11 protein-coding genes are annotated in these 16,164 nt (G+C 74.6%); 3 read left to right on the forward strand and 8 right to left on the reverse strand.

The annotated features are described in order from the left end of the window. Positions 1–54: 54 nt before the first annotated feature. Together IT780_RS00640 and IT780_RS00645 are read right to left on the reverse strand one after the other, a co-directional pair. Positions 55–2,610, reverse strand: coding sequence for an MMPL family transporter (locus tag IT780_RS00640; RefSeq protein ID WP_233412029.1), 2,556 nt, complete (start codon positions 2,608–2,610; stop codon positions 55–57). A gap of 12 nt (positions 2,611–2,622) precedes the next feature. Beyond that, positions 2,623–3,630 carry a hypothetical protein gene (locus IT780_RS00645; RefSeq protein WP_199509367.1) on the reverse strand — a complete coding sequence of 336 codons (1,008 nt, stop codon included), beginning with the start codon at positions 3,628–3,630 and terminating at the stop codon, positions 2,623–2,625. Between the two features lie 259 nt (positions 3,631–3,889). On the opposite strand from IT780_RS00645, the gene IT780_RS00650 reads away from it, so the two are divergent. Further along, positions 3,890–4,498 carry an FKBP-type peptidyl-prolyl cis-trans isomerase gene (locus IT780_RS00650; protein ID WP_199509368.1) on the forward strand — a complete coding sequence of 203 codons (609 nt, stop codon included), beginning with the start codon at positions 3,890–3,892 and terminating at the stop codon, positions 4,496–4,498. A gap of 3 nt (positions 4,499–4,501) precedes the next feature. Here IT780_RS00650 and yaaA read toward each other — a convergent pair whose 3' ends face one another. From yaaA to IT780_RS00665, 3 genes are read right to left on the reverse strand one after another with little or no spacing between them, the layout of a single operon-like run. Then, positions 4,502–5,287, reverse strand: a complete 786-nt coding sequence (gene yaaA, locus IT780_RS00655) for a peroxide stress protein YaaA (protein WP_199509369.1) — start codon at positions 5,285–5,287, stop codon at positions 4,502–4,504. A 9-nt stretch (positions 5,288–5,296) separates the two neighbouring features. After that, a complete protein-coding gene (locus IT780_RS00660; RefSeq protein ID WP_199509370.1) occupies positions 5,297–5,638 on the reverse strand; it encodes an STAS domain-containing protein in 342 nt (113 codons plus the stop codon). Between the two features lie 41 nt (positions 5,639–5,679). After that, on the reverse strand, positions 5,680–7,326 hold the full coding sequence (locus IT780_RS00665; protein WP_307830980.1) for a copper resistance CopC/CopD family protein: 1,647 nt from the start codon (positions 7,324–7,326) through the stop codon (positions 5,680–5,682). Positions 7,327–7,485: 159 nt separating this feature from the next. Here IT780_RS00665 and pgm point away from each other — a divergent pair, with 159 nt between their 5' ends. Then, positions 7,486–9,129, forward strand: a complete 1,644-nt coding sequence (gene pgm, locus IT780_RS00670; RefSeq protein ID WP_199509371.1) for a phosphoglucomutase (alpha-D-glucose-1,6-bisphosphate-dependent) — start codon at positions 7,486–7,488, stop codon at positions 9,127–9,129. Here the strand turns inward: pgm and IT780_RS00675 are convergent. After that, on the reverse strand, positions 9,119–9,772 hold the full coding sequence (locus IT780_RS00675; RefSeq protein ID WP_233412107.1) for a response regulator: 654 nt from the start codon (positions 9,770–9,772) through the stop codon (positions 9,119–9,121). The two genes, pgm and IT780_RS00675, sit on opposite strands and share 11 nt — an antisense overlap. Further along, positions 9,772–12,111, reverse strand: coding sequence for a sensor histidine kinase (locus tag IT780_RS00680; RefSeq protein WP_199509372.1), 2,340 nt, complete (start codon positions 12,109–12,111; stop codon positions 9,772–9,774). The genes IT780_RS00675 and IT780_RS00680 overlap by 1 nt, the downstream gene beginning before the upstream one ends. A gap of 197 nt (positions 12,112–12,308) precedes the next feature. Between IT780_RS00680 and IT780_RS00685 the strand changes: the two genes are divergently transcribed. Then, positions 12,309–14,630: a putative bifunctional diguanylate cyclase/phosphodiesterase gene (locus IT780_RS00685; protein ID WP_199509373.1), complete on the forward strand. Its 2,322-nt coding sequence runs from the start codon at positions 12,309–12,311 to the stop codon at positions 14,628–14,630. On the opposite strand, the gene gnd is transcribed toward IT780_RS00685, so the two are convergent. After that, positions 14,627–16,060, reverse strand: coding sequence for an NADP-dependent phosphogluconate dehydrogenase (gene gnd, locus IT780_RS00690; RefSeq protein WP_199509374.1), 1,434 nt, complete (start codon positions 16,058–16,060; stop codon positions 14,627–14,629). The genes IT780_RS00685 and gnd overlap by 4 nt on opposite strands. Positions 16,061–16,164 lie beyond the last annotated feature (104 nt).

Raw genomic sequence — 16,164 nt, forward strand, 5'->3', positions numbered from 1 at the left:
GGGGCACTGTACTTTCCGCGCGGGCCGGAGCCCAGTTCGGCCACCGGGCCGGGCTCAGCCTTCGGCGGGCCGGTCGGTCTCGATGACGGCGGTCGTGTCGGCGTCGGCGGGCGGGGTCGCGCGCTGGGCGAGGTCCACCGTACGGCCGAGGTCGCCCAGGTCGCGGGGCCGTCCGGCGGGGCGGTCGGGCGGTGCGGGCCGGTCGTCGGCGGGCCGCCACGGTGACGCCGCGGGGGCGGCCGGGACGGTGTCCAGCGTGATCCGCGCCGGCGCGGCGCCGGGACTGGAACCGGCCACGGGAATCCCGGCCCCGGGAGCCCAACCGGAAGCCGGCGGGTCAGAAGAGACCGGCGGGGGAGAAGAGGCCGCAGGGGGAGAAGGGGCCGGTGGGGGAGAAGAGGGCGCGGGGGGAGAGGAAGGCCGGGGGCGCGGGTCAGGCCCCTCGGGGGCGGCGTGGCGGCCGACCGAGACGGTGGGGAACAGCTCCTCGTCCTCGTACTCGGCGAGGCCGGCCCGTTCCTGCAGGCGGCGCAGCGGGCCGGGCGCCCACCAGGCCGCCGGGCCCATCAGGCGCAGGACCGCCGGGACCAGCAGCATGCGCACCACCGTGGCGTCGAGGACCAGCGCGATGATCATGCCGACGCCGACGAAGCGCATCGTGGTCACCGAGGACAGGGCGAAGGCGCCCGTGACCACGATGAGCAGGATGGCCGCCGCGCTGATCACCCGGCCGGTACGGGCCAGGCCGGTGGTGACCGCCTCGGCCGTGGACGCGCCGCGGGTGCGCGCCTCCACCATGCGCGAGAGCAGGAAGACCTCGTAGTCGGTGGAGAGGCCGAACACGACCGCCGCCATGAGGACGACGATGCCCGCCTCGAGGGGTGCCGGGGTGACGTGCAGCAGGCCCGCGCCGTGTCCGTCCTGGAAGATCCAGACGAGGATGCCGAAGGTGGCGCTCAGGCTCAGCGCGCTCATCACGACCGCCTTGACCGGCAGCAGCACCGAGCCGAACGCCAGGAACATCAGCAGCAGGGTGGCGCCGACGAGCAGGCCGATCATCAGCGGCAGCCGATCCGCGGTGGCCGCCAGGCTGTCCACGTTGCGGGCCGTGGCGCCGCCGACGAGCACTTCCGTGTCCTTCGGTGGCGGCAGTGCGCGGATGTCGTCGACGGCCGTACGGGCCTGCGCGCTGAACGGGTCCTTGCCGGCCAGGGTCGCGGTGTACGTGACGACGGCGCCCCCCGAGCCCGCCGGGGTGACCGCCGCGACGCCCGGCACCTTGGCGACCGCCGCGGCGAACTGTTCGGTGCCGGCGGGCGGCCCACCCCCGGTGCCGCGCAGCACGACCTGGATGCCGGCGCTGCTGAACGCGGGGAAGTCCGCCTTGAGCATCTCGACCGCCTGGCGGGCCGGGTCGCCGGCGGGCAGCACCCGTTCGTCGTTCTCCCCGAAGTGCACCCCGCGGATCGGCGCGGCAAGCACGAGCAGCCCGGCGAGGATCGGGAGCACGACGAGCAGCGGGCGGCGCAGCACCACGTCGGCGAGCGCGGCCCAGCCCGCTCCGGCCGGGCGGGGGTTGGCGCGCTGCGGCAGGCGTACGGGAAGCTTGTCGACCCGGTGACCCAGGACGGCCAGCAGCGCGGGCAGCAGGGTGAGCGACAGCAGCGCCGCCAGGCCGACCGCGGCGAGCCCACCGTAGGCCAGCGACTTGAGGAACCCCTGCGGGAACAGCAGGAGGCCGGCCAGCGCGGTCATCAGCAGCGTCGCGGAGAACACCACGGTGCGCCCGGCGGTCGCCACGGTCCGGGTGACGGCTTCGGCGGGCGTACGCCCACCGGCCTGCTCCTCCCGGAACCGCCCCACCATGAACAGCCCGTAGTCGATGGCCATGCCCAGGCCGAGCAGGCTGGCCACGTTGACGGCGAACGAGTTGACGTCGTGGCCGTACGCGACGGCGTGCAGCACGCCCAGCGAGCCGAGCACCGCGCAGCCGCCGACGAGCACCGGCAGCGACGCCGCGACCAGCGAACCGAAGATGAACAGCAGCAGGACCAGCACGATCGGCAGGGAGATCGCCTCGGCGAAGGCCAGGTCGTCGGTCGAGCGGCTGGCGGAGGCATCGCCCAGCGGCGCGGCCCCGGCGAGGTGCACGGTGGCGCCCGCGACCGCCAGCTTGCCGTCGATCTGCCTGTACGCCTCCAGCTTCTCGCCGTCGTCCTGCCCGGCGAGGGTGAGCACCGCGACCGCGCTCTTGCCGTCGCCGGCGGCGTACTGGTCCGCCTTGTCCGGCCAGTAGCCGGTGACCGCGGTGACCGCGGACTTCGGCAGCGCCTCGAGCCGTGCCTCGATGCGCCGGCCGAGGGCCGGGTCGTCGACGGTGCTCTGTGCCGGGCGGTAGATCGCGACGACGTCACCGCCGCGCGCGCCCAACTCCCGCTGGACGACGTCGGCGGCCCGGGTGGACTCGCTGCCGGGGTCGGTGTAGCCGCCCTCGGACAGCTGGCCGAACACCCCGGCGCCCCACACCCCGGCCGCCGTGACCGCGACGACCGCGGCCGTGAGCACGGCCCAGCGGAACCGGGCCACCCACGCACCCCACGCGGCGAACAACGATGCCCCTCCTCAGCGCAGGGTCGCCGCCTGCAGGGCCACGCCGCCGCAGTCGGAGTTGAACGAGTCCTCGGTGACCCAGCTCAGATTGATCTTGCCGTTCTTCGGTGCCCGGTACGTCACCACGAACGCCACGGTGTCCAGGTTGGTGCCGCGTTCCTCGAAGGTGCTCGTGGCCGCCGGACCGCCCGTGGAGAGCTTCGCGGTCAGCCGGCCGCGGCCCGCGAGGGCGCCGACGTACAGCTTCAGCGTGCGCGCCGACGTGCCCGCCGGGGCGGAGATCGTGAAACCGTTGCCCTTGCCGCAGGTGCGGATGCCGGTCGGGGTGCCGTCGGAGTGGTCGACGGGCGAGCCGCCCCGCCACGCGAAACGCTGCGGGCTGAACCCGTGCCGGAACCGGGGCGCGGTCGGCGGGCCCTCGAGGATGGCGAAGCCGCCGTCGTCGTCGCGTTCCAGGGAGAACGTGCTCTGCTCGCCCCAGTGCACCCAGTCGCGGGTGCCCTCGGCGCTGAGGTCGACGAGCCCGGGTACGCCGGTGCGGGCGATGCTCACCGAGCCGCGGAACGGCGGAGGGCTCGACTTGCGCGGCGGCGCGGAGCTGCTCTTCGCGGGCGTCGGTGACGGCGAGCCCGTCGGTGAGGGGCTGTCGGAGGCGCTGGGCAGCGGGATCGGGAACTGCTGGTCCGGCGGGTTGAGCGGCACGTCGCCGAGGGCGGGCGGCTGGACCGGCGGGATGGCCGCCTTGTCGTCGCCGCGGACGGCCCGGCTGACGATGAACCCGAAGGCGATCACCACGAGCACCCCGGCGAGGATCACCGCGGCCGGCATGAGGAACTCGCTGAGCCGGCGGCTGCGGCCCTCCAGCAGCTCCGGCGGCACGGCTGCGCCGCGGCGGCCGGCTGTGCGGTAGCCGTACCCGGGGCGCAGGCCGGCGGCCGGGTCCGGCCGGCGCGGGGCCCGGTCGGAGGGGCGACCTCCGGGCTGTGGCGGGCGACCTGTCGTACGGTCGTCGTCCGGCAACCGACCCTCCCCGGTCGTTCGCGGGCGCGCGCCGCACCGCCGGTGGCGGCCGGGCGGGTTGTCCCTGGTCGTGGTGCTGTTGGGGGGTCCACGTTCTCACCTTCCGTGAGTGACGGAGAAGAGCGAATTGAGTAACCACCCGTTTTGTTGATCACGCGGGTCGGCGGTTCGGTGGAGGTTCGCGCCGGGCCCGCGGGTGCCGGCGAGTACCGTGTCCGAAGTTTCCCCCGTGTCCCGCGAGTAGGAGAAGTCAGAGCAGATGAGTGTCCAGGACAAGACCGCCGGCAAGCGTCGCGGCCAGGCGCTCACGGGCGCGCTCGCGGGTGTCGCGGTGATCGCCGTGCTCGTCGCGGTCTTCATCGGCATCCAGGTGTCGGACGACGACGACAAGCCCGCGGCCACCTCCGCGCCGGCCGCCGCCACGTCGGAGCCCGCCCAGGCGCAGCCGAGCGCCCCGGCCGCCGAGCCCAGCGCGCCCGCCGCCCAGACCCCGCTCGACCCGGCGCTCAAGGAGAAGCCGGTGGTCAAGGCCGGCAAGGGCAAGGTCACCAAGCTGGTCGTCAAGGAGCTCATCGCGGGCAAGGGCCCGAAGCTGACCGCCGGCCAGACGATCCAGGCCAACTACGTCGGCGTGACGTACAAGGACGGCAAGCAGTTCGACTCGTCGTGGGACCGCGGCCAGCCCGCGGAGTTCCCGGTCGGCGTGGGCCAGCTCATCGAGGGCTGGGACAAGGGCCTGGTCGGCGTGCCGGTCGGCAGCCGGGTGCAGCTCGACATCCCGGCCGCCCAGGCGTACGGCGAGAACGCGACCGGCGGCCGTCCCGCCGGCGACCTGCGCTTCGTCGTCGACGTGCTGGCCGCGCAGTAACGGCTACAGCTCGCGGACCACGACGTCCGCCTGACGGGAGCGGCCCGCCGCGGCAGGCCGCTCCTCCACGGCGTACTTGAGGTCGCGCAGCGCGGTGAGCAGCTCGTCCACCGACGCCGGCGTCACGCCCGCGGTGGCCAGCGCCCGCACGAGGCGCCCCTTGGTGGCCTTGTTGAAGTGGCTCACCACCGAGCGGCGCGGCTCGCCGTCCACGATCCGCTCGTGCAGCACCCGCAGCGCCACGGCCTGCGGCCCCGGCGCCCACATCGCCGCGTAGGCGCCCGAGCGCAGGTCCAGCACCGGTCCGTCGTCCGGCAGGTGCCGGGTCAGGGCGGTCTTCCAGTACGGCGTCAGCCCGCCGATCCCGGGCAGCGTGACCCCGGCCGAGCACCGGTACGCGGGGATGCGGTCGGTGAGCCGCACGACGCCCCACAGCCCGGAGAACACGACCGCCCGCTCGTCCACCCACGCCCGCGCCTGCGGGGCGAGCGTGGCGGCGTCGAGGGCCTCGTAGAGCACTCCGGTGTACACCTCGGCGGCCGGCGCCGCGGGGGCGGTGGCCAGGACGGCGTTGCGCTCGAGCTCGCCGCGCTGCCCCTCGCTCAGGCCCAGCGTGGCCAGGGAGTCGGCGACCGCCCGGGCGCTCGTGCGCCGGCTCAGCGCGGACAGCCGCCCGAGGACCCGCCGGCGGGCCGGGGCGAGCTTCGGGAGCCAGAGCGTGGCCGGGTCGACCGGGTCGCCGGCGGCCGGTGCGGTCTTGCCCTCGGACGGCGGCAGGAGAACGATCACGCCGCGAGGTTACAAGCCGGGGTCGGACAGGGCGTCGGCGACGCTCGGGTACACGCCGAGGGCCGGGGTGAGCCCGACGGTCTCCAGCAGCCCGTGCAGCCAGGCGCTGGGCGCCGCCAGCCGGACCCAGCCACCGGCCGCCGCGGCCCGGCGGTGCCCGGTCACGAACGCGCTGAGCCCGGTCGAGTCGCAGAACTCCACCCCGGAGAGGTCGACCACGATCCGCGGGCTGGGGCGGTCGAGCACCTGGTCGAGGGTGGTGCCGAGGACCGGGGTGGCGTCCATGTCGAGGTTTCCGCGGACGGTCACGACCACCGAGTCGTCCAGGTTGCCGATGACGGACACGTGCACGGGAAGCCTCCTGCCATCGACGGAGCCTTCTCTCTGCCCCGTCAGGGCCGCTCCGGAACCTGCGGAACGGTGATCGTCGTCCGCACGGTCGCCTGGTCGATCTCGGTGGTGCGTACGGTGAAAGTCAGCTCGTACGTGCCCGGCACCGGGAAGGTGAGCGCACCCACGGCGTCGTTGCGCGGCGGCAGCGGCAGCATCGGCGCGGAGACCGGTTCCAGGTCCTGTCCCTGCAGCCGGGTGGTGACCGTCCACTCCGGCGCGGGCAGCGGCTTGCCCTCCGGCGTGTACGTGAACCCGTGCACGGTGTTGTTCTCGCCCAGCTCGACGGGATACACGTAGTACTGCAGCGTGAAGAGGTCGGCCGTCAGCGTCTGGGACACGCCCTTCTCGGCGGGCGCGGTCCGCTCGGCGGTGACGCTGCGCCCGGGCGTCGTCTGCACGAGGACGGCGCTGAGCCCGAGCACCGCGACGGTCGCCGCGACCTCGATGCCCACCATGCGGCGCAGCCGGCCGGGGCCGGCGGTCACCACCGCCGAGCGCTGCACGAACCGCCGGGCGAGGGCGGCCGCACCGAGCACCGCCGCCAGCACGGCGACCTTGGCCAGTACGATCCGGCCGTACCCGGTGGCCCACAGTGCCGCCGGTGTGCCGACGTGCACCACGGCCTGCACCACGCCCGCGCCGGCCAGCCAGACCACCGCCAGCGTCGCCCATCGTGACCACGCCGGCAGGATCCGGCCGAGCACCCGCGGGTGGGCCCGGCGCAGCAGGAACAAGCCCAGGGCGACGAGCCCGCCGAGCCACACCGCCATGGCGGCGAGGTGCACCACGTCCGCCGCGATGATCGCCGGACTCAGCGGCGACTCGACGGCGTGCCCGGTCAGCGGCCAGGTCGTCAGCCCCGCCGCGGCCAGCGCGAGCAGGGTGGCCGTACGCCACGGCGCGGACCGGCCGTGCAGCACCGGGGGAAGCAGCACCGCGACGGCGGCGAGCACGGCCAGGCGGGTCAGCAGGGTCAGGCCGTACGGGCCGGCGAGCACGTCGGCCAGCTCGGTGACGGACACGTCCCAGACCGGTGCCCCGCTGGCGTCCGGCGCGCGGGTCCACAGGGCGCCGAGCGTCGCGGCGGCCGTGGCGATCAGGCCCGTACGGACCAGCAGGATCGGCCCGCGCCGGGAGAGCCGCCGGGGCCACAGCAACCCGAGCAGCAGCGCCGGGCCGGCGATCAGCGTCAGGCCGGCGTACCCGAGGAAGGTGAGCGCGGGGCGCACGGCCGCGACCGACGGGTGCACGCCGGTGGGGTCGCCCTCGGCGGGCCGCGCGGACGGCGCGCCGACCGAGAACGTCATGGCGCCACCGACGGGGTGGCTGTCGGCGGAGATGATCCGGTAGCTGACCAGGTACGTCCCCAGCGGCTGACCCGCCCGGCGCACCTGGATGCGCAGCACCGGCCCGTCCGCGGTGACCGCGCCGGTGATCCGCTTGCCGTCCGGGGCGAGCACCTGGGTCCGGCCCTCGACCGGCGTGACCGGCTCGCTGAACCGGATCACGATCTCCTCGGGGGCCGCCCCGACCACGCTGCCCGGCTCCGGGCTGGCCGTCTGCAGCGCCGCGTGCGCCGCCGCGGGGGAGGCCGGCAGGAGCAGAGCGGCGAGCCCGATCACGAGCATGACCAGGACACGGACCACCCGCGGCCCCCCGACCGCACAGACTCGAGTCACGACAGGTAGTTCGGATGTTTCGCGGGAAAGGTTCAATCCCCGCGTGGCGGCTTACCGACCACCCCTCGCGGGTACGGCACGACGATACGATCCCGGGCAGGTCCACGCCCTCAAGGAGGCCCCTCGATGTCCGTGCATCCCCGCGCCGGCACCCCCGCCGATTCCCGCGACACCATCGACGTGCCCCGGGTGGTCCTGAGCTACTACACCGGCCACCCCGACCCGGAGGTGGCCGAGCAGCGGGTCGCGTTCGGCACCTCCGGCCACCGCGGCTCCAGCCTGAGGACCGCGTTCAACGAGGACCACATCGTGGCCACCAGCCAGGCCATCGTCGAGTACCGCAAGGCGCAGGGCACCGACGGGCCGCTCTTCCTGGGCCGCGACACGCACGCGCTCTCCGAGCCGGCCATGGTGTCCGCGCTGGAGGTGTTCGCCGCCAACGACGTCAAGGTGTTGATCGACAGCCGCGACGGCTACACGCCGACGCCCGCGCTGTCGCACGCCATCCTCACGTACAACCGGGGGCGCTCGGGCGGGCTCGCCGACGGGGTCGTCGTCACGCCGTCGCACAACCCTCCGGACGACGGCGGGTTCAAGTACAACCCGCCGAACGGCGGCCCGGCCGACACCGACGCCACCAAGTGGATCCAGGACCGGGCCAACGAGCTCATCGCGGCCGGGCTCAAGGACGTCCGCCGTGTCGGCGCCGCCCGCGCCCGCGTGTCCGAGCTGGTCTCCGGGTACGACTACCTGTCGGCGTACGTGGACGACCTGTCCTCGGTCATCGACATGGAGGCGATCCGCTCGGCCGGCGTACGGATCGGCGCGGACCCGCTGGGCGGCGCGTCGGTGGCGTACTGGGGCGAGATCGGCGAGCGGTACGGGCTGGACCTGACCGTGGTGAACCCGGACGTGGACCCGACGTTCGGGTTCATGACGCTGGACTGGGACGGCAAGATCCGGATGGACTGCTCGTCGCCGTACGCGATGGCGTCGCTGATCCAGCAGAAGGACCGCTTCCAGCTGGCCACCGGCAACGACGCGGACGCCGACCGGCACGGCATCGTCACGCCCGACGCCGGCCTGATGAACCCCAACCACTACCTGACGGTCGCGATCTCGTACCTGTTCCGGGTGCGCGTGGACTGGCCCGGCGCGGCGGCCATCGGCAAGACGCTGGTGTCCTCGTCGATGATCGACCGGGTCGCCGCGGACCTGGGCCGCACGCTCGTCGAGGTGCCGGTGGGCTTCAAGTGGTTCGTGCCGGGGCTGCTCGACGGCACGGTCGGCTTCGGCGGCGAGGAGAGCGCCGGCGCGTCGTTCCTGCGCCGCGACGGCAGCCCGTGGAGCACCGACAAGGACGGCATCCTGCTCGACCTGCTCGCCTCCGAGATCCTGGCCACCACCGGACGGACCCCCAGCGAGCACTACGGGGACCTGACGGCGAAGTTCGGCTCGCCCGCGTACGCCCGCATCGACGCCCCGGCGACCCGCGACGAGAAGGCGATCCTCGCCAAGCTGTCGCCCTCGCAGGTCAGCGCCAAGGAGCTGGACGGCGAGCCGATCACCGCGGTGCTGACCACGGCGCCGGGCAACGACGCGCCGATCGGCGGGCTCAAGGTGGCCACCGAGTCCGGCTGGTTCGCCGCCCGGCCCTCCGGCACCGAGGACGTCTACAAGATCTACGCCGAGTCGTTCAAGGGCCCGGAGGCGCTCGCCCGGATCCAGGAGGAGGCCCGCGCGGTGGTGTCGGCCGCCCTCAAGGGGTAGCGCCGGGACGCACGAGACCGAGGTCGTAGGCGGCGATCGTCGCCTGCACCCGGTCCCGGACGCCCAGCGTGGCCAGCAGCGCGTTGACGTGCGCCTTCACCGTGCCGGTCGTGATGCCCAGCGCCGCGCCGATCTCGGCGTTGGACAGGCCCCGCGCGATGCTGACCAGCACCTCCCGCTCGCGCGGGGTGAGGCCGGCCAGGCGGGCGTCGTCGGGCACGGTGGCGGTGATCCCGCCGCCGGCGAACGCGTCGATGAGCCGCCGGGTGACGGCGGGGCTGAGCATGGCCTCGCCGCCGGCCACCACGCGGATCGCGGCGAGCAGGTCGGCCGGCTCGGTGTCCTTGAGCACGAAGCCGGACGCGCCCGCGCGCATCGCCTCGAACACGTAGGCGTCCTGGTGGAACGTGGTCAGCACGAGCACCCGCGGCGGCTGCGGCCGGGCGGTCAGCCGCGCGGTGGCGGTCAGCCCGTCCATGCCCGGCATGCGGATGTCCATCAGCACGACGTCGGGCCGGACGCGGCCGGCGACCTCCAGCGCCGCGGCGCCGTCCGCGGCCTCGCCGACGACGCTCAGGTCGGGCTCCGCGTCGACGATCGCCGCGATGCCGGCCCGGACCATCAGCTGGTCGTCGACGACCATCACACGCGTGGCGATGTCGCCACCTCCTCGTCCTCCCCGGCCCGCTGCGGCGGCACCGGACCGTCCTGGGGCGCGGGGATCCGGATCTCGGTGTTCCCGTCCCCGTCGGCCGCGAGGCTTCCGCCGACCGCGGCCAGCCGGGCCCGCAACCCCGCGGCCACCTCGCCACCGGCATCCTCCGGCATCGGGATCACCGCGAGGCGCAGCGGGTCGCCGGTGAGGTCCACCCGTACCCGCACCGGGCCCGTGTCGCCGGCCAGCAGCAGCTCCACCACCCGGTACGCCGAGACGTCCAGGTCCGTGCTCAGCCGCCGGCCGGTGCCGGTGATCTCCAGGCCGACCGTACGGCCCCCCGCACGCCACCGGTCCACGAGCGCCGGCAGCGCGGCGAGCGTCGGCTGCGGCGCACGGGCCTGGTCCCCGCCGGCCGGGGCGTCGCGCAGGTCGTTGAGCAGGCCGCGCATCCCGTCCAGCGCGGTCCGGGCGGCGCCCACGACCGCGTCCAAGTCTCCCCGGTCGGCCGCCTCGGGCACCCGCGCGGTGTCGCGCAGCACCGCCTCGCGCAGGCCGGCCGCCACCCGGGCCCGTTCCGCGCCCGCCTCCGCGAGGGCCCACGCCGTGGCGGCCGCGACCGCGTGGTCCTCGCGGGCCCGTACGCGCTCGCGCCGGCGCCGCGTCAGGAAGCCCGCCAGCCACGCCCCGAACACCGGGAACGACAGCGGGATGCCGCCGGCGATCGCCATGATCAGGAACGTGGCCGGTGCGGGGGCCGCGGTGTCCTCGGGCGGGTCGAGCACCAGCATCAGGCTGACCGCGGACACCACACAGCCCAGCACCGCGGGCATCGCCAGCCAGGTCAGGCCCGGGCGGCGGCCGTAGCGGGCCACCGCGTGCACCGCCAGGACCTCCGCCCCGGCCCCCGTCACGGCGATCCAGCCGTGGGTGATGGTGAGCAGCCGCGCGGCGAGCAGCAGCGGCCACACCCAGCCGGTGACGAGCACGGCCGCCAGCACGGTCCAGGGCCGGCTCCGCCGCCACGCCAGCGGCAGGGCGTGCCCGATCAGCGCCAGGGCGGCCAGCGAGGCGGCGCCGGCCGGCAGATCACCCTCCAGCGCGACGAGCAGCCCGGCGGCGGGGGCGCCGAGGGCGAGCAGCAGGACGGCCACGTCGATGACCGAGTCCGGGCCCGGCCGTCGCACGCCACCGGGGACCGGGGCCGCGTCGGCGGGCAGCAGCGCGTCCACCTGCCAGCCGCCGCCGGGCCGCGGACCGGCCTCGAGCGTGCCGCCGAGGGCCGCCGCCCGCTCGCGCATCCCGGCGATCCCGCGGCCGGAGCCGAGGCGCGCGGCGGATCCGTCCGGGGTGGCGCCGGCCGGGCCGTCGTCGGCGACGGTCAGGCGTACGCCGTCCGGGGTGCCGGTGAGGCCGACGGTGACCGACGCGCCCGGGGCGTACCGCAGCGTGTTGGTGAGGGCCTCGCGGGCGATCCCGTACGCCGCCTCCGCCACGGCCGGGCCCATCGGGTGCGTGCCCTCGACGGTGACACGCTGCCCGAGGCGCCGGAAGCCGTCCGCGAGCTCGGTCAGACCCCCGCCGGGTGCCGGGACGCCGGGCTCCTGCAGCAGCGCCACCAGCCGCTGCAGGGCGGTCAGCGTCTCCCGCCCGGTACGCGCCGCGAAGTCCCTCGCCTCGGCGACCAGCTCCGGGCGGGTGGCTCCGACCCGCTGCGCGGCCGAGGCGATCACGACGATCGACGTCAGGTGGTGCGCGGTGACGTCGTGCAGCTCCCGGGCGAGCCGGTGCCGTTCGGTGTCCGCAGCCCGGGACCGCCGCTCCTCGGCCTCGGCCAGCCGGGTGGCGGCGTCGGCGCGGTCGGCGTACCAGCGGTGCCGGGCGCGGCCCAGCGCCGCCACGCCGGTGTAGACCACCACCAGCACCGCGAGCGCGGCCGGGAAGTCGCCGCCGAGCTCGTCGTCGCCGGCCACCAGCGCGGCCTGCCAGACGACCAGCGCCGCGGCCGTGGCCAGGGCCGTGCGCTGGGGGCGGCGTACGGCGATCCCGTACAGCATGACGAGGTCGGCGACCGTGATCACGGTCAGCGAGTCCGGCGGCAGGCCCAGGTCGGCGACGGTCATCGCGGCGACCACCACCCCGGTTGTCGCGATCGGGGCGGTACGCCGCCACAGCAGAGCCGCCGCGACGGTCACGGTCAGCGCCACCGCGGTGGCCGCCGAGGTCGCCGTCACGTGCTCCCCGGTGGCGTACGCCAGCCCCGGCCACGCCGCCAGCTGCAGGACGGCGAGCGCGGCGGGCAGCAGCCAGACCGGTGTGCGTTCCATGACGCCACAGACCCTAGGGGGCGCGCGCATCCCCGCACATCCGTCCGCGGGCCGGGCGGGGTCTCTATCGCAGGTTGGAGCCCCCGCGCAGGCGGTCCTGGTAATTCTCAGCTTCGACCCGCCCGAGCCGACTGGAATTCCACCAGGACCGTACAGGTATCTCGCGATGACCAGCACAGACGGGACCCCACGCCACCATGACCGCACCAGCCACGCGGGTCGGCCGCCGGCGCGCGCAGAAGCAGGCCCGCCCGGGCCCGCTTCCGCTCGCCGTGGCGGTGCTCGCGCTGCTGGCGGTACTGGGGTGGCTGCTGGTGCAGGACGGCGGCACGACCCGTCCCGGGTACGCCGGCGGCCCGTTCGCGATGCTCGGCGCCTTCCTGGCCTGCCGCCGGATCGGTGCCATGATCGTGGTGGCACGGCCGGTGCGATCCTTCTGGCGGTGGTTCGCCAACGCGGCCATCTGTCTGGGAGCCGGGGCCGCGATCAGCTTCGCGCTGGCCAACAACCGTCCGGGTCTCTCGCCATACGTCGCCGCGCCGATCATGCTCGGCGTGGCCATGGCGATGGTGGCCTTCGTGCAGCTCCCGCGGGAGCGCCGGTCCGCGCTGAGGTGGGCGCAACTCGTGCTCGACGGGGCGACCGTGGCCGTCTCCGGCGCGCTGATCTTCTGGTACGTCGTCTTCCAGCTCGCCGATCCCGCCACGCCGCCGGCCACCCTGCAGGGCGCGGCGGTCGTGGGCGTCGGCGGGCTCATCGCGCTCGTGGTGATCGGGCGCGCGGCGATGAGCCCCACCAGCGCCGTGGACCCGTTGTCGCTGCGGATGCTCGCCGTCGCGCCGCTGACCGGGGTGGTCGCCTCGGTGCTGCTGATCGCCGGCAGCCCCACCGCGCGGCTGTGGCTGTCGGCGCTGGCCATCCCGCTGGTCGGGCTGGCCATGTGCCTTGCCGCGTACCGTCAGCAGCTTGTGCTGAGCCGTCCCGGCATGGCGCCCTCGGCGCCCGCGCGCCGCAGCGTTTACAACGCCCTGCCGCTGGTCTCGGTGATCGCGACCGCGGCGCTGGTCATCACCGTCTCGGCGCGCCAGCTCGACTCGCACCAGCGCGTCGTCATCGTCGGCGCGGTGCTGATCGCGGCGTTCGTGGTCGCCCGGCAGCTGCTGGGCCTGCGCGCCAACGAGCGGATGCTCGGCGGGATCCGCCGCCAGCAGGCCGAGCTGGAACGTCTGGCGATGCACGACCCGCTGACCGGGCTGGCGAACCGGGCCCGCTTCGGCACGGTCCTCGGCGAGCGGCTGGACGCACACCTGCCGGCCAGCGTGCTGCTGGTCGACATCGACGACTTCAAGATGGTCAACGACACCATGGGCCACGCCGTCGGCGACCAGCTGCTCTACGAGGTGGCGCAGCGGCTGCGGCACCACAGCGCGGTCACCCACCTGCCGTCGCGCCTGGGCGGCGACGAGTTCGCCGTGCTGCTCGACACCGACGAGCCGGTGCAGGCCGAGGCCGCGGCCGCGCGCATCCTGGCCGCGCTGGCGGTGCCGTTCCGCGTCGGCGAGCACCAGTTGCTCGCCCACGCCAGCATCGGCGTCGCCCTGGCCGGCCCCGGCGACAGCGCCGACGAGATGCTGCGCAACGCCGACATCGCGATGTACGCGGCGAAGGCCTCCGGCAAGGCGTCCTACGCCCGGTTCGAGCCGCGGATGCGCAACGAGGTCGTCAACCACGCCCGGCTCGGCAGCGAGCTGCACAACGCGATCATCCGGCACGAGCTGTACCTGATGTACCAGCCGGTCTTCGACATCACCACCGGCCGTATGTCCGGCGCGGAGGCGCTGGTGCGCTGGCGGCACCCGACCCGCGGCAACGTGTCGCCGGGCGACTTCATCCCGGTGGCCGAGCGCTCCGGGCTGATCGTGCCGCTCGGCTCCTGGGTGCTGCGCGAGGCGTGCGAACAGCTCGCCCGCTGGCACGCCGAGTACGGCCCAGCCGCCATCCGCTCGATCAACGTCAACGTGGCCGCCCGGCAGCTGCGCGAGTCCGGCTTCGTCGACGAGGTCGCGGCCGTGCTCAGCGATACCGGCCTCGTACCGGCGAACCTGGTGCTCGAGGTGACCGAGTCGTCGGTGGTCGACGGCCGGCAGGTGCGCGAGACCCTGGAGGCGCTGCACGAGCTGGGCGTACGCCTGGCCCTCGACGATTTCGGCACCGGCCAGTCCAGCCTCAGCCTGCTGCGGGCGTTCCCGGTGGACGTGCTGAAGCTGGACAAGTCCTTCGTCGACGGGATCTGCGACGGCGAGGACCGCGGCCGGCTGGCGGTGGCCGCGGCCGTGGCCCAGCTCGCCGAATACCTCGACCTCTACGCGGTCGCCGAGGGCATCGAGACCGCCGCGCAGCTGGAACGGCTGCGGCAGATGGGCTACCGGCTCGGCCAGGGCTACTACATGGCCAAGCCGCTCCCACCGGCGGAGATGGCGGCCCTGATGGTGCGGACCGCCACCGCCGTCCCGGTCTAGGCGGACACCTCGTTGCGCTCGGCGCCCCACATCGTGTGGAACGAGCCGTCCTTGTCGACCCGCTGGTACGTGTGCGCGCCGAAGAAGTCGCGCTGGCCCTGGATCAGCGCGGCCGGCAGGCGCTCGGCGCGCAGCCCGTCGTAGTACGCCAGCGCGGACGCGAAGCCCGGCGCCGGGATGCCCTGCGCGGCCGCGAGCGCCACGACCCGCCGCCACGCGTCCTGCGCGCCGCTGACCGCCTCGAGGAAGTAGTCGTCGACGAGCAGGGTCTGCAGGTTCGCGTCCTTGTCGTACGCCTGCTTGATGTAGTCGAGGAACTTCGCCCGGATGATGCAGCCGGCCCGCCAGATCTTGGCCATCGCGCCCGGGTCGATCTGCCAGCCGTACTCGGCGCTGGCCGCCTGGATCTGCTGGAAGCCCTGCGCGTACGCGACGATCTTGGAGGCGAACAGCGCCTGCTCGACGTCGGCCTGCAGGTCCGCGCCGCCCGCGCCGGCGGTGGCCGACGGGCCGGGCAGCTTGCCCGCGGCGGCCGCGCGCACGTCCGCGCCGCCGGACAGCGCCCGGGCGAACACCGCCTCGGCGATGCCGCTCACCGGCACGCCCAGGTCCAGCGCCGACTGCACGGTCCAGCGGCCGGTGCCCTTCTGCTCCGCGCGGTCCACCACGATGTCGACGAACGGCTTGCCGCTCTCGGCGTCGACCTGCTTGAGCACCTCGGCGGTGATCTCGATCAGGTACGAGCCGAGCCGCCCCTCGTTCCAGCCCTTGAAGATCTCCGCGATCTCCGCCGGCGAGTGGCCCCCGGCCTGCCGGAGCAGGTCGTACGCCTCGGCGATGAGCTGCATGTCGGCGTACTCGATGCCGTTGTGCACCATCTTCACGAAGTGGCCGGCGCCGTCCGGGCCGACGTGCACGCAGCACGGCTCCCCGTCGACCTTGGCCGAGATGTCCTCCAGCAGCGGGCCGAGCGACTCGTACGACTCCGGCGAGCCGCCGGGCATGATGCTCGGGCCGTGCAGGGCGCCCTCCTCGCCGCCGGACACGCCGGTGCCGACGAAGTGCAGGCCACGCTCCTTGAGGGCCGCCTCGCGCCGCCGGGTGTCCGCGAAGTGCGCGTTGCCGGCGTCGATGAGCATGTCACCCGGCTCGAGCAGCGGGGCGAACTCGTCGATGACCGCGTCGGTGGCCTTGCCGGCCTTGACCATGATCACCACGCGGCGGGGCCGTTCCAGGCTCGCCACGAAGTCCTCGGCGCTCTCGGACGGGATGAACGTGCCCTCGTGGCCGAACTCCTCGACGAGCTCCTTCGTCCGGCCGTAACTGCGGTTGTGCACCGCGACCGTGTGGCCGTGGCGGGCGAAGTTGCGGGCCAGGTTGCGCCCCATCACCGCCAGGCCGGTCACGCCGATCTGAGCCTTCTGCGTCATGAACGTCCTTCCTCCACGCGAGCGGGGCGGGGTGTATCCCGTCCGTCGCCAAGCCGTCACGGCCATTGTTACGGATCGGCAACGCCGGGGGTTCGACCGGTCGT

The organism is Nucisporomicrobium flavum (genome assembly GCF_016464385.1).
Taxonomy (GTDB): domain Bacteria; phylum Actinomycetota; class Actinomycetes; order Mycobacteriales; family Micromonosporaceae; genus Actinoplanes; species Actinoplanes flavus_A.